Below are 13,788 nucleotides of genomic sequence, written 5' to 3' on the forward strand. Positions count from 1 at the left end.
GCCGGTATCCGTGCGAGAGTAGGGAGCAGAGCCCTAAGAAGCTTTGTGAACCACATCTGATGATCCTTCATGTGTGACCCGCACGGCTCGAATAATGAGCAACTGGGTCGGCGGTTCTTGAGACGCCACCGTAGAGGTAAGCGGCGATAGCCAAAGGCCATCATTGATATGTAAAAAGGCGCCAGAATTATAGAGAGAGAACGCCAGCAATACCATCCTTTTTTTGAAACGGCATTTACATGCCTAAGTGATGCCACTAAAAAATATTTCTAATACGATGTCTAGCTTGTTTGACGCCTCAGGTCAACGACCCCAGCGTTAATATCACCGTTTAAAACGGCACTTCAATTAACAAACGTTACAGGCCTACTCGTTCACGACCCTGCTGGTGCCACTTCCTTGACGTCGTGAGCGTCATACCAGACTTCAATGAACTCGCCGCGTCCGGTAATTTGGGCAGCTTCGGCATATACCTCCAAGAATTTGGTCCTCCCTATCTGCGGGCCAATAACCTCGGCGATTCACTTTGCAGGCCTAGCCGGCGGTACTGAGCTAGGCCTGACTTCCTTTGTTCAAGGGCTTGCCTACCCAAACGTTGCATCGGCATTATCCCTCCAGGCAGTATCCACGACGTCGGGTAGCCGACTCCCGCATAAAAAATCGAATAGGGACTAGGGCAGATGCTACGGACGGGGCCGAAACGAAAATTATTATTTGCAGCTTCGGGAATCATTTACGTTGTCGCCGGATTGCTCTCTTCCCTGACCATCTGGCTGATGGATGTGGAGAAGGACGACAAGTGGATCGCACAAAAGCCCATAGCATGGGTCTTGATAGAACGATTTCAAGAAGCGGCAATCTGGTTTCTACTGGTAATCGCCCTTGTCGTAGCCGTCACGGCCATCATCAAACAAATGGCCGACCCTTGGGTTGTGGAAAAACTGCAGTTCATTCTGGATGAGTATCAAGACAAGGTTTTTAAGAACGTAAATGTTCCCAAAGATCACAACCGAGTCACCTTATTCAAGTACAAGCGAAACCTCTGGTTCCGCCGGCACTGGCTCGAATTGCCAACCGCCAAGTGGGGCCTGTTCAAAACCCGCCGCTGGTGCGGGGATTATCTCGTTCCGTACATGCGCTCCGGGCACCTCACGCTCAGAACGAAGACAATTTTTTTCATCGATAGCGATAACAGCCTCAACTCGCAGGGCGTAGCTGGCTTGGCATGGTCGCAGCGAGGGGTTGTGATTATTCCTTCGCTGCCCCAAATTACGAAAACCTCTAAACCAAAAATAAAAGAGAGCTATGCTACGGGAACAAAAACCTCCATTCGCTTTCTGGAAAGGTATTTGTCGGAAGGAAGGACGCCTTCTCGTGCGATGGCGGCGATGTGTAGTGGTCTAATGAAACCGGACACCCATTTAGGCGAGAATGCTCGCCAGATCGAGGTGTCAGATGACTAAACAACGCCGCTCCTTTACTCCTGAATTCAAGCGCGAGGCTGCTGACCTTGTGCTCAAACAAAACTACAGCTACATCGAAGCCAGCCGTTCGCTCGGCATTGGTGAGTCGGCATTGCGCCGCTGGGTTGACCAGATTCAGAAAGAACATAAAGGCGTCACTCCGCAGAGCAAGGCACTGACTCCGGAACAGCAAAAAATTCAGGAGCTGGAAGCCCGGATTGCTCGGCTTGAGCGAGAGAAATCAATACTAAAAAAGGCTACCGCGCTCTTGATGTCGGAAGATCACGAGCGTTCGCGCTGATTGACCAGTTGAGGGCACATGAGCCGGTTGATTGGCTGTGCAAGGTGTTTGACGTCACTCGCTCGTGTTACTACGCCCAGCGCCTGCGGCGCCGCACGCCGGATGTCGAACGGCTTCGATTGCGTAGTCGCGTAAGTGAGCTGTTCTCGCAAAGTCGCAGCTCTGCGGGCAGTCGCAGCATCCTGTCACTGATGCGTGAAGACGGTGAGCAACTCGGTCGATTCAAAGTGCGTAGCTTGATGCGCGAGCTTGATTTAGTCAGCAAACAACCCGGCTCCCATGCCTACAAACGAGCAACAGTAGAAAGACTGGATATCCCGAACACATTGAATCGCGAGTTCGACGTGCCTGCGCCCAATCAAGTCTGGTGCGGCGATATCACCTACATTTGGGCACAAGGAAAGTGGCATTACCTGGCTGTCGTCCTGGATCTTTGTACGCGTCGGATCGTGGGCTGGGCGCTGTCGGAAAAGCCAGACGCTGAGTTGGTGATCAAAGCGCTGGATATGGCTTACGAGCAGCGTGGCAGGCCTTCGGATCTGCTATTCCACTCGGACCAGGGATCGCAATATGCAAGCCGACTCTTTCGCCAGCGGTTGTGGCGATACCGCATGCGTCAGAGCATGAGTCGACGAGGAAACTGCTGGGATAACGCACCGATGGAGCGCGTATTTCGTAGCTTGAAAACAGAATGGATACCGACCGTGGGCTATCGAACTGCGCAGGAAGCACAGCGCGATATCAGCCACTTTTTGATGCATCGCTACAACTGGATTCGGCCTCACCAGTTCAACGAGGGGTTGGCACCAGCGCGGGCCGAGGAAGAACTTAACGTCGTGTCCGGGATTGGTTGACCACTACAATGCCAGTCGAGTGCAATGGGAAGCTTTGGGGCGTGATCGTGCTTGATAGCCTGGATCCACAAGGCGTGACGGCAGACTCAGTCGATCATTACACGTTAACCGTGGCTCTTATCGGGCACCTTTTGGAGAGAGCTTGATGCACACATCTAGCGAAGAATGGATTTCAGTCTCTCAGCATGACTTGAACAAGGTTGAGTCCCACGACCGTGGAGGCATAAAGCTGCAATTTATGCTCTCCCCAGCTGATCTGCCTACGGCATGGCGCGCTTACCCTGTTGAGCAAAGTACATTCGCCGTCGAGTTCAAATACCTTTCCGGCAACGAAGCGAAATATTTCGAGTCGCTTGACGACGGCGTGACGCTGGAAGTGGGGAAAAACAGCAAACGAGTCTATCGAATCGTCCTTGATTTGTTGAAAATCCCTTCACCTGGCGAAATTATGATCAACCGCGCTGCCGGAGCGCTGGAGCAGAGTCACAGCCTGAATAAGCGTAATTCAGATGTGATTCACAAATTTCTCGTCTCCAAAAAATCGCGGCCCGACCTGATCGAGCGAATCGAGGCCTGACTGTAGCCTCGATTGCCATCTCGGTAGGTTTCAGGAATCGAGTTACAGACTGAGAGAAACCCTTAACCATCGGTGCAAAGCAATTCTCGCAACGACAGAGCGCTAGGTGAGGACATTTAGGCGGCGCGCGCCAGTCATCACCGCGGGTGTTCGCATATCGGATAAGCACTCTGTTCACGAGTCACGCCATGAAAGGATGACTAGTGAACGCTCTCTACAACGCAATCAAATACGCTGATATAGAAGCTCGACGAATTTGGTTTGAAGCTTGTGGTTACGACAAAATCTGGATCCGCTTCATCATATTTCGAAGTGTCATCGCGCCCCATGGCTAGTGCTCAGTTATCCCAGTCCCACCACATCTCTCACTTGAGATACATCGACGATCAAACGCACGGCGTGTTGAATTGCCATCTTCCTCGCCGGAAAGGCGTCCTGCGGATTGTTCTCGGGATTAGGTTCGCAGAAGAACGTCGAAGGGAAATCAGCGGGGTCGAGCACATCCAGGTCTACCATGCACACCGATTGGACACGCAACGACGTGTGCAGAGTTTTATGAATCATGCCGTGGAGCATTTTCGAGAGCAAAGGGAACAATTTCGGATACGGCAAGAGCAAAGGGAAAAGCTTCGTAAGGCGTTCCAGCCAATCATTTGAATTGGAAAGCGTTACCAAATTTGCAGGCGGCGAAACTCATCAAACAGGCGCCATTTTTGCGTCGCAGGAGAGAAAGCAAACCGGTAGACTCTGAATCATGGCGATCTAAAATGACGGGAGTATCAGTTTGGCTGAAAAGCTTCAACGCATTGATTTGTCCTACTCTCGCGCCAATCTCCGACATCCCGATAGCGCTGTCGAACGCCTCAAGGGCGATCATTTGGTCTGGTGGTACGGTCCTTTGCGCTCGGGGAGGCCCTCCCGAACTATCCCTTTAGCCATTGTCATTTTTCGACAGCTGTTCAACGATGTGCCAGGCCCTTGGACTCCGGCCACAGTGCCGCTCAGCAGCTTGCCTCATTATCGTACAGGCACCATTTGGCGTAACGGAAAATGTATCTCCGATACAAATCTAGCCTCACCCGCTCGGATATTTGAGGTGGACTTCAACGAGTCAGGGTGGTCGCCGACGTCAAGAGCAGACTTGCTAAAGCAAGATAGGGCTAACGTTTTCCATCATGACGAATACCCCCTGAAGTACCGACACGACCTTTCTCGCCTGATCGACTTCAAGCTGGATGGCGAAAAGAATTTGCTCGTTCCATGCACCGAATACTTCGTACGTGCTTACGCCAGGAATACGGAAGTTTGCCGAGCCTTGGCCACGTTGCGTTGGTCCGACGTTAAATCCGTTTTTTATGAAGACGAGCAACGTGACGAACATCGGTGGTTAGTCAGGCCCTCCCGGAAAATGCGCAACTACGATGCGGTTTTTCTCGCGCACCTACTCTACGATGATTACACAGAAGACTGTATCAAGCGTGTAAACGCACAATTTACGTCGCAAGATCCGATGACGAAGATATTCATGGAGGCAACCCCTTGGTTTAGGGGTAAAGGGCAGCTCCAGTGTCGAGGCAGATGGATCAACGACGGCAACACCTTCCTGTGCCTCAATCTAGTTGGTTCCTCTCAACCGACTGGGCAAGAAATCGAATGGCAACGCAAGTACTTTGACAGCAGCGAAGGTGAGGATGGTGGACGGATAGTGCTCCCCAGGCCGGTCCGAACCGCCGAGGCCGAAGAATTCTTGACTGAGCATTCACACGCCGAGCCAGACAACCACTCCGAAACCGTCATTGTTAAAACGCCACCTTTCAAAACTTTGGGCGAAAAACGCAAAGTTAAAAAAATCAAGGAAGTGATCAAAGCCAACCGAGGTCGCCTAGGCCCGCGACCTCCAGAGGCGAACTCGCATTCATCCGGAGAAGAAACCGGTTCCGGCAAGAACATCGGTAAGCTAAACCATGTCGCCGATCCTGATTCCGATCCCGACTTTAAGGTCGAGCTCGTAACGCATGGCTTCCTTAATAACATTTGGAAGGCTTTCCAATCGATCATGGCGGCTAACCCAGGTCGAGTGACGGAGGTGAATTGGTACGCACCTCCTGAGTTCCAGAATCAGGGTCCTCCGGGGACCATCTTGTTGCGCCCAATAACTGATTGGACACCGGAGGACAAAACTGCCCTAGGATGGGTATATCTGGATCCTCGTAAAGAGAAGTGTCGGGGCTTGATGGTCTTGCGCATTAAGATCGATAAAAAAGACTACTTCTGCTTCGAGGTTCAGCCGACCAAACCTCACAATGCTGAGTACTCTGGCGTGCTCATGAGGTCACACGTCCACAGCCCTGAAGAGTTTGAAGAATTCGTTAGGGAGATTTGCTCGCGGGTGCGATACGTCGTGGGCAGATTCATACACATGCACAGGTCTTTTCCGCCCAACGCCAAGATCTTCAAGCATCACCTTAGGGATGCAAAAATACCTTATCGAAGCCGTTTGATTAACGTATTTATGGAAATGGGAGTGGCGCTAGATTGACTCATCCTGGATGCTCGCCTCGCCGATAACTGCTAGCTGACGGCACCCAAAGATTTTTCTCCTCATGGGTAACGCTGTAGCCAGCGACGTCTCGGTAGTCTTGCCGCTGGAAAACCAGTTTTTTCCGACTTGCTCTCGTCACATCGTGAAAATACGCGAGAGCCTTAACGATCCAGCGTCCCTCGAAGTCACCCTCGGCAGTTTCACTTAACATCGCGACCAGCTCACGCTCTGCTTTTTGCCGTCTCGCCTGGGACAACCAGCGCGCGTCAGGCTTCACTTGCAGTTCGAGTCCGTGCCGCTTATTTAAATGGCCGATGAAACCAGCGACTGCCGCAACCTGGCCTGGTGAGCCTCTCCAGAAAGACTGTAACGACTTCTGGGTCGGCAACTCCCCCAACTTCAGTTGAGCATTCTCTAGCAAGTTAGCGGCGGCGCGGGCGGCTAACCGGACTGACCGCAGATCTGTAAGGCCGCGCTCCATTTTCGCCTTCAAGACGCTGACATACTCGCTAAGCAATTGAGCCGACCAGTTGCTGGAAGGCACCGACAAAATTGCCGCAAGACGACGATGCTCTGTGTGCTCATCGCGCAGCTGCACATCGACAGTAACCACACCAGTTTCTGTCAAAAACCGCATTGGACTTTCGGCCTTGCGCAGCCCCGCCGCACCGAAATGCTGGAGGAGTTGTTCGTAGGAGGGAGCCGCACTCCAGTTCGAGTCGAGTACTGCAAAAAAGCGGTAATGAACGTTGATGTTCAGCGCAGCTTTATGTGCCCCGACACTCGCTAGGAACCATTCCCCGAATTGACTGAACAGCTCAGTGATGTGATCACTGCTGAAACCTTTGACGTTGATCGCTAACCGCTTATGAAAAACGCGTAGCCACTCACATATTTCGCATTCGCGGCCGCGACCAGCAGGCATCTGTTTGCCGCACATATCGCACGGATGGGAGATCGCAACAGTGCAAGGTTCGCAAGCGCTGGAGCCGTCCTGTCCAGGGATTAATACACGATGACGCCGGCAGCTTGGACAGGTCCCCTTCGCAGGGCCACTGCAACTCGGGCATCTACGCAGTCCTGTCGACTTGCTTCGAGCCAGTCGCTGGGAAAGCTTGCCGCACATCTCGCATGGCTCCGGGACGTTGAAATAAGGCCGACACGGCTTGCACACTGGACCGTATTGCGTACGTAGGCCTATTTTAAAATCCACTTTTGCGCATCGTACGCACGGTCCGGCGCGCTCACAGGCTGAGCAGTGTGCCGACTGATCAAAAATCGGAAGCCGAGCGAAGTGCCCGCAGCTAGAACACATTCGCCGTTTGAAGAGCCGTGCGTAGCATGTCTCGCAGTAGCGCTTGTTCGCATGCACCTTCTTGGCTTTGGCCATCTCGCCGCCGCAGCCGTGGCAGCCCGGCGGAGTGGGTGTGTCATGAGATGCCATTTCTATGCGTCCTTCTCTGCAATCGATTCCACATACGCCAAACTTCGAGGGGCTCGCGTGTCTGCCTTCGACTGGGTTGGCTTGGCTGGTGTCGAGTGTGCTGCACGAGTACCGAGACCATTTGCGCGAGAATTGGCGATCCTCCAATCCCCCGGACCGGAAATATCGTCACAGGCAACTCAACCTCACCCGCAAGCTCCAGAAAACGCTCCGGACCTGCCTGCATTATCACCCAAGCCTGCCCCAACAACCCAGCACGCTCGGCAGGCGTTGCGTATTCGAAAGGCAATCCAAGAGACGATGACTTCAGCTGTGAAAGATCCAAACCCATCGCCTGGCAGAACAGTTGCGATTTGGTCGTAGGATTGCGCGTTACGTTCCTGAGAAAGCTGACCATGACCCGAGCAATGCACATCCACTCCGCAAAGCTCAATGAAGTCAGACCATAAATCGCTGTCGATTGGCTGGCTGAGTCCGCAAAGCTCTGAAACGCCAAAGCTGAGTTCACAACGGGCTCGGGCGAAACGTCAGCTAATGACTGGCCACAGTGGTGGCACAGAGATAAGGGACGATCAGGACGAAGGCGATTTGGCTGGAGGGCCGAACTACACCGCCAACACCGATCAATAAGCAAAATGCGATGGCGGGGACAGACTGTGTGCCACGCCAATCGGTACTGCAAGAGATAATGGGGAACAGGATCTGCCATGCAGTGAGGACAGCAGAGCAGCCCGCCTGCGTGAGATCGGTTCCGGCAACCGAGCGGCAAAATCCAAGACAAAGGTGTCGTGTTTTCAGCTACACAGTTGGGATGCAAGTTTTGAATGATTGGCCAAAGCGTCGCGGCCAACAGTGAAGGTGCCTGGACGCCCGTCGTGCTGGCCAAGGCCTCCATATTTGCCCAGTGGTGCTTACGATCTAGATCGACTCTCCAAGCCTGTGCACCGGGCCAGACAATACTGGTCAATGTGCGAGGCAAGCACCCATGGGCATGCGCTGTTCTCACTAGCCAGGAAGAGAACAGCTCATCAGGTAACATCTCTGGAGTAAGTGGCCAACGAGGATTTAGACAACGCGCTCCCTGATGCCACGTGTAGGTCGCTTCCACGACTTAGCCTCAATGAGCTGCCGATCAATGCATTCCTTACCAGAATTGATGGCTTCCGTGGCGCACTCCAGTAACAGACCGTGCAGGTCCCCAGTATTGCCGCCTGAAATGGAATGGATCAGTTGAGCCAACTCAGGCTTGTAGATAGCCGACGGTTTTTTCAACGGCAGCACGGCTTCGAAAGCTTTCAGCATTCGTTGAAATTCGGCGTCTAACTTCCACGTTTCCAGTTTGATGACATCAAACCGGCTTGCGTGTTGCGGGTCCAGGTGCAGGATCTGCACAGCGTCCGGAGTTCCTACGCCAACAACCGGAATTACCAAGGTGTTGCACAGCATTTTTAGCGCGTTCATGACCTCACGCTGCTTCATAGCGGAGCCGGTGAGCATTGAGTGCACTTCATCGATGATCAGCATGCGTACCTTGAGCTCGCGCAGCGCGTGGATCACCTGAAACCGAAGCGTTACCTTAGAATCGGTCGTTCTGTAAGGCATCCACAGGCGATCAAGGATCGCGATGTATAAGTCCTTCTCATCAGCAGACGGCGGTGCCTCGGCCACGATGATCGGTCGCACCGCCTCCGAGTTCTCGTCCACATAACCTTGCCCATGCATCTTCTCGAAGTGCCTGACGATCGTCGTTTTCCCATTGTTCGAATCACCGACAATGAGCAGGTTGGGCATCCTTGGGCGCTTGGGTGCCTCAAGCAGGCATTCAAGGCTATCCAATATGTGATGTGCTGCCTTGTAGCCGATCCACCGAGGCTCACCCATGAAGCGAATACGCTCCCGAGCTGATAGCTGCAGCACTGGCCTGAAATCGGCGTGTAGATGTGCGTACTCAGTCATTGGATATCACCGATCAGATCAACATCATCAAGGAGTAACCCTTCGCTTGTAGAGATGGACGGTATGGATTGCAAAGGCGCTTTGACAGGCTGCGCTGGGGTCGTATTTTTACTGTGTACCTTGTGCTTCTGAGCTTCACGACGCGCTCTCTTAGTGCTTGCGGATGCACCATCGACGATCTGGCGACGCTCCAAAATCAATCTGCCGATCAACGCCTCGTCAATATGCTTTCGACCTTCATCAACAGCTTGTTTCTTGGCCGCTCGGAATTCCCACAAGGTAGCTGCCGGGAACGCTTGGTTGGCCACCGGCACCCGGAAATATTGCTTCAGGACAGGGTCGTAGAACCAGATAACGCTGATGTCGCGAGGATCCCGTCTGAATAAAAATTTACGCGCCTGACCAGTCTCTGGATCCGTCGTACCGATCCAGTGACGCAATGCCTCCGAGTAATAGTACACATCTAGCTGGACGCCATAATGTTGAACGGTCCGGCGTTCCGAGGGCATGAAATCCAGCTGCACCGTAAGAGGATCCGCAGGTCGAGGCGGAATACTCACCAACGCATCGGCTTCACGGCTCCCGAAGAAACCTAAATGCCACTTGCGCGAAGGGCTCATGTAAAGCGCTGAGTGGAGTCGGTTGTGATACAGAATGATCGTTCGAACCAGCCACTCTTCAAACTCACCCATCGTGAGTGCAGCATGCTTGTCGGAATCGTAGCCGTCTCTCTTGGGCACGCTGCTGTGAGTAGTACCTGGCAGCTCATGTAGCTCTCTCATGAAAGTACCGAGCAGGCGTTCAATATGGCCGCCGTATTTGGGCCGCTTTACTGGGCGGAATTGGTTTTCGATATTGTAATTCGCGCACGAACGACGGAAGTTTTCTGCCTGGAAGTCAGGTCCGTTATCGGTATGGACCATTCGAGGGAAACCCCACACTGGCCATTCACCGCGAACGTTGTGAAGATTCAACCAAGCCTCTTTTGGCAGGATAGAGTGGGCAACGCACATGCCGACGGAAATTTCGGAAGGTTCCTCAAGGGCCAGGTAATAGCCTGTGATCATGCGCGAGTGCACATCGATCGCTAGGCTCAGCCACAGACGACCAATAGGCTTGCGGTGCCGGTCATCCACAATGATCAGGTCAATTGGCGTGTGATCGATTTGAACGACCGCGAGCGGGTAATCGGCGCCTGGAAACTTACCGACTGAGGGTGTATGCCGATTACGAGCCTGATCAGCGTATCCGCGTCTACGCAGCTTGATCTTCTCTGGGATGCGCTTGATTCTCGCCCTGATAGCGGATGCGCTGGGGGGTTTAAGTCCCTTTGCCTTGGCCTGTAATTCGATTTCGGCAATGGTCGATTGGACAGTTCGCCGCTGAATCGTCAGGTAGTGCTGCTCGATTACTTCATCAATGAGTTTGTCGGCTTGCGCAGTCAGTCGGCTATTACCTGATTGCCAACCCCGCTTGCGCGGTACGAGCGCAAGCACCTCGTGCCAACTTTGGTACCGATCCAGCCACCGATAGAGAGTGGCAGTATCAACACCTACTTCTTTGGCTCTCTCTTCTACGCTCGCTCGGGGCAAGATCGAATCGCGCAGCAATGGTTTGATGGCTGAGAAACGCTGTTGCGCTATTGCCCACTCATCCGAGCTGATCGTCGAGATGTCGTAGTTCACGTAGAGGCCGTCGACTCGGTCTTGCGCGACGGGTTGGAGTTCGGAAATGCGGAGCGAGACGCTACGGCCGGTCTCGACTTCTACTCCGACGACGTTCTGAAAGTCGAGTAGCTGGACGATTCGAAAGATTTGCTTGTCACAGCTAACCATTTCACCGACTTCGACCAAAACACGCTCTCTGGAGGGTTCGAATGGGGTGAAGTGCTCATCCGTGTCGATTTCATAAATGTTCATGGCGTAGCCACCCAGAGTTCAAGGTATTCATTCAGCGGCTCGGTGATATCACACTCCACCCGGCCAGTAGCGATTAGGTGCCAGAACAGTGCAACACCGCGATCCCGGTACACGCCTTTGAAATGGCGAGCCAAGAGATAGTGCACAGGTGCAAATTCCATTTCCTGAAGCGTCTTCAGGACCATCTCAATGTCTTCACGATCAAAGTCCAAACGCTCGAAACGCTCTAGGAACGTGATGTTATCGAGCGGCAACCCACGAATGCGCGACTCGTCATAGATGCTGAAGGTCCAGCCCTCTTCCCGCGCGTATCGGCGTGCAGCCTTCCATTTCCCAAGCCAGGCGCGCCAGTTATTTCGCCACTCATAAGCGGGCTTCACTTCAACCAACATTGGCTTGATGTAGTCCATGTAGTTAACGCCCGCCGGCTGACGGTAATGCACCAGAAAGTCAGGGGTGTAGGTCAAATCGCGCCCTCGTGAATCGACAAAGTTGACGCGGACTGGCTGGGCAACCACCGACTCGACCCGATGAGAAAACCTCATTCGCTTTAAGAAGTCGCGCTCAAGCAGTGATTCGTACGGCACGCCACCTGCGCCGCGAAACGGCAAGAAACCTGAAACGCTGCGACGTGTCGGCTTGATAGGGCGGACCTGTTTAGGCTGGTCGCAGCTATTTCGAGTCATTTTCAATCCTGTCGCATCCAATTTGAAAGTTTTTCGCATCTATTTGCGCAATCAAAAACCATATCTCGCGGCCTCTAGCCTAGTGCTTTCGCAGCTATTTAGGAAGGCGACAGCAGTTCAAAACCGCAACCCGGCGAGATCACCCTCGCCCACCACGGCGTGCTGTTTCTCGATGAGCTGCCGGAGTTTGATCGCAAGGTGCTGGAGGTACTGCGCGAACCGATGGAGTCCGGGCATATCGTGATTGCCCGGGCCAAGGATCGCGTGCGTTTTCCGGCGCGGTTTCAGTTGGTGGCAGCGATGAATCCGTGCCCCTGTGGATATCTTGGCGAGCCGAGCGGCAAGTGTTCCTGCACGCCGGACATGGTGCAGCGCTATCGCAACAAACTGTCGGGGCCGCTGCTGGACCGGATCGACTTGCACCTGACAGTCGCACGGGAAGCGACTGCGTTGAATCCACAGGTGAAACCGGGAGAGGACAGCGCCAGCGCAGCGGCGTTGGTGGCCGAGGCGCGTGAAAGACAGCAAAAGCGTCAAGGCTGTGCGAATGCGTTCCTTGATCTGCCGGGCCTGAAAAGGCACTGCAAGTTATCCACAGCCGACGAAACCTGGCTGGAGTCCGCCTGTGAGCGACTGACGTTGTCGCTGCGCTCAGCCCATCGTTTACTCAAAGTCGCCAGAACCCTGGCAGACCTTGAGCAAGTCGATGCAATCAGGCGTGAGCACTTGGCCGAAGCGCTGCAGTATCGGCCGGCGACGCCTTAATGCTCGGTCAGATCAACCAGTGGCGCCTGCCGCACTTCGGTTGCGCGCCCGGCCTGAATTTCGGTTACACGCTTCAAGGCGTTATCCACAGCATTTTTGTCGGCGAGCAGGCTGTAGCTGATCTGGAACTGTTTGTGTTCCTTCGGCGCAATGGTCGGCACCAGATTCAGCGGACGCTGATAGCGGCGGTTGTAGGAGAAACTGGTGCCCGGCTCCAGTCCCGTGACATAGCCCTGCCCTTGGGTGTCAGTGTTTTTCCACAGGGAAAACACCGGCAACTGCTGGGTGTTGAAGCCGACGGAAACACCGAGGCTGCCGGCCTTGTTATGCAGAACGGTCAGGGTTTCGCCTTTGGCGTCAGCATAGGGCACGACGTTGTAGACGGTTTCGTCGTAGTCCTTGGTCGGGGCGCGGTAGGTCTGCCAGTCGGGCAAATCGCCCTTGGCCTTGTCGTTGAAAGGCGAGACCTGTTTCACCGGCGCAGCAAAACGGGCGCCCTGCTCAAGGAACGGCGTACTGAAGTTGCTGTGATACAGCGCCTGATATTCCTTTGGATAATCGCCGTTGTTGGTCAACTTATCGTTGAGTGCGAAACGCACGCTGCCGGGCTCGGTGACCAGTTCAGTGATGACCGTGAAGTCGACTTTCTTGAACGCCTGCTCTTTCAGTTCGCCGCGCAGACTGATGGCGTAGGGTGGTTCTTCATCGATGTGCAGCGTGACAGTGCTGGCCGGGATGTTGGCGGCGCGCCCGTGCAGGGTCAGCAGTTCACCATTGTCCATGCCGGGATGGCCGACCCATTCGTAACCGCAGCGGGTCACCAGTTCGTTGAAGCCTTCCAGCCAGCCCAGGCCACCGCGTCCGTTGAGTTCGATGAATGCCGGATTGACCACATCCTTGACCGGCGAATCCCAGCCCATGCGCACGTTGCCAACGGAGGCGTGCAAGACATTCATGCCACGGGTCGGCACCACCGAGAGTTTCATCGTGCCGTTATCGATATCCACGATGCTCACACCTTCCTGCCGCCCACCATGCAAGGTGCGCAGGCTTACCGAGAAGGGTTTGTCGGTTTTCACGCCGAGTTGCTCACTGGTGATGGTCCAGTTTTGCGCGGGCTTATTGGTATCGAGAAGGACGTAATCCCAAGCCATGGCATGGGAGGCAGCGGACAGTGCGCCGAGTGCGGCGACGAGTTTGAGCGGGGACATGGCAGCAGCCTTTATTGGAGTTGTGCCATTTTTATAGCGCTGCGGAAACGTTTCAGCAAGTGTATTAGAT

12 protein-coding genes and 1 pseudogene are annotated in these 13,788 nt (G+C 54.0%); 5 read left to right on the plus strand and 8 right to left on the minus strand.

What is annotated here, in order from left to right:
* Positions 1–680: 680 nt before the first annotated feature.
* The 3 genes from ACA074_RS27275 (at position 681) to ACA074_RS27285 (ending at position 3,195) form a co-directional block, all read left to right on the plus strand.
* Positions 681–1,463: a GAF domain-containing protein gene (locus ACA074_RS27275; protein WP_497678123.1), complete on the plus strand. Its 783-nt coding sequence runs from the start codon at positions 681–683 to the stop codon at positions 1,461–1,463.
* A protein-coding gene (locus tag ACA074_RS27280; RefSeq protein ID WP_497677316.1) for an IS3 family transposase occupies positions 1,456–2,618 on the plus strand; the annotation gives its coding sequence in 2 pieces (ribosomal slippage) (positions 1,456–1,711 and positions 1,711–2,618; 1,164 coding nt in all). The genes ACA074_RS27275 and ACA074_RS27280 overlap by 8 nt, the downstream gene beginning before the upstream one ends.
* Positions 2,619–2,763: 145 nt before the next feature.
* Entirely contained in the window at positions 2,764–3,195 is a 432-nt protein-coding gene (locus ACA074_RS27285) for a hypothetical protein (RefSeq protein ID WP_497678124.1), read from the plus strand.
* A 342-nt stretch (positions 3,196–3,537) separates the two neighbouring features.
* Here ACA074_RS27285 and ACA074_RS27290 read toward each other — a convergent pair whose 3' ends face one another.
* Together ACA074_RS27290 and ACA074_RS27295 are read right to left on the minus strand one after the other, a co-directional pair.
* Entirely contained in the window at positions 3,538–3,759 is a 222-nt protein-coding gene (locus tag ACA074_RS27290) for a hypothetical protein (RefSeq protein WP_497678125.1), read from the minus strand.
* A gap of 85 nt (positions 3,760–3,844) precedes the next feature.
* A complete protein-coding gene (locus ACA074_RS27295) occupies positions 3,845–4,072 on the minus strand; it encodes a hypothetical protein (RefSeq protein ID WP_497678126.1) in 228 nt (75 codons plus the stop codon).
* Positions 4,073–4,336: 264 nt separating this feature from the next.
* Between ACA074_RS27295 and ACA074_RS27300 the strand changes: the two genes are divergently transcribed.
* A complete protein-coding gene (locus ACA074_RS27300) occupies positions 4,337–5,734 on the plus strand; it encodes a hypothetical protein (protein ID WP_497678127.1) in 1,398 nt (465 codons plus the stop codon).
* Position 5,735: 1 nt separating this feature from the next.
* On the opposite strand, the gene ACA074_RS27305 is transcribed toward ACA074_RS27300, so the two are convergent.
* From ACA074_RS27305 to ACA074_RS27325, 5 genes are all read right to left on the minus strand, one after another.
* Positions 5,736–6,662, minus strand: a complete 927-nt coding sequence (locus ACA074_RS27305; protein ID WP_336356479.1) for a hypothetical protein — start codon at positions 6,660–6,662, stop codon at positions 5,736–5,738.
* Positions 6,663–7,167: 505 nt separating this feature from the next.
* Complete coding sequence (locus tag ACA074_RS27310) at positions 7,168–8,289, minus strand: TniQ family protein (RefSeq protein WP_497678128.1); 1,122 nt, start codon at positions 8,287–8,289, stop codon at positions 7,168–7,170.
* Entirely contained in the window at positions 8,247–9,137 is an 891-nt protein-coding gene (locus ACA074_RS27315) for a TniB family NTP-binding protein (protein WP_497678129.1), read from the minus strand. The genes ACA074_RS27310 and ACA074_RS27315 overlap by 43 nt, the downstream gene beginning before the upstream one ends.
* Positions 9,134–11,056 carry a transposase gene (locus ACA074_RS27320; protein ID WP_497678130.1) on the minus strand — a complete coding sequence of 641 codons (1,923 nt, stop codon included), beginning with the start codon at positions 11,054–11,056 and terminating at the stop codon, positions 9,134–9,136. The genes ACA074_RS27315 and ACA074_RS27320 overlap by 4 nt, the downstream gene beginning before the upstream one ends.
* Complete coding sequence (locus ACA074_RS27325; protein ID WP_497679351.1) at positions 11,053–11,601, minus strand: TnsA endonuclease N-terminal domain-containing protein; 549 nt, start codon at positions 11,599–11,601, stop codon at positions 11,053–11,055. Before ACA074_RS27325 ends, ACA074_RS27320 begins: the two co-directional genes overlap by 4 nt.
* Positions 11,602–11,859: 258 nt before the next feature.
* Between ACA074_RS27325 and ACA074_RS27330 the strand changes: the two are divergent.
* A pseudogene (locus ACA074_RS27330) lies at positions 11,860–12,507 on the plus strand (ATP-binding protein); the annotation flags it as partial.
* On the opposite strand, the gene ACA074_RS27335 reads toward ACA074_RS27330, so the two are convergent.
* Positions 12,504–13,718: an aldose 1-epimerase family protein gene (locus ACA074_RS27335; protein ID WP_497678131.1), complete on the minus strand. Its 1,215-nt coding sequence runs from the start codon at positions 13,716–13,718 to the stop codon at positions 12,504–12,506. The pseudogene ACA074_RS27330 and the gene ACA074_RS27335 sit on opposite strands and share 4 nt — an antisense overlap.
* Positions 13,719–13,788 lie beyond the last annotated feature (70 nt).

The sequence above is a fragment of the Pseudomonas sp. LBUM1655 genome, assembly GCF_059716085.1.

Coding starts and splice junctions, on each gene's coding strand:
- ACA074_RS27335 (WP_497678131.1), bottom strand. CDS start 13,718: ATGTCCCCGCTCAAACTCGTCGCCGCACTCGGCGCACTGTCCGCTGCC.
- ACA074_RS27295 (WP_497678126.1), bottom strand. CDS start 4,072: ATGATCGCCCTTGAGGCGTTCGACAGCGCTATCGGGATGTCGGAGATT.
- ACA074_RS27275 (WP_497678123.1), top strand. CDS start 681: ATGCTACGGACGGGGCCGAAACGAAAATTATTATTTGCAGCTTCGGGA.
- ACA074_RS27285 (WP_497678124.1), top strand. CDS start 2,764: ATGCACACATCTAGCGAAGAATGGATTTCAGTCTCTCAGCATGACTTG.
- ACA074_RS27320 (WP_497678130.1), bottom strand. CDS start 11,056: ATGAACATTTATGAAATCGACACGGATGAGCACTTCACCCCATTCGAA.
- ACA074_RS27305 (WP_336356479.1), bottom strand. CDS start 6,662: ATGCCTGCTGGTCGCGGCCGCGAATGCGAAATATGTGAGTGGCTACGC.
- ACA074_RS27315 (WP_497678129.1), bottom strand. CDS start 9,137: ATGACTGAGTACGCACATCTACACGCCGATTTCAGGCCAGTGCTGCAG.
- ACA074_RS27325 (WP_497679351.1), bottom strand. CDS start 11,601: ATGAGGTTTTCTCATCGGGTCGAGTCGGTGGTTGCCCAGCCAGTCCGC.
- ACA074_RS27290 (WP_497678125.1), bottom strand. CDS start 3,759: ATGATTCATAAAACTCTGCACACGTCGTTGCGTGTCCAATCGGTGTGC.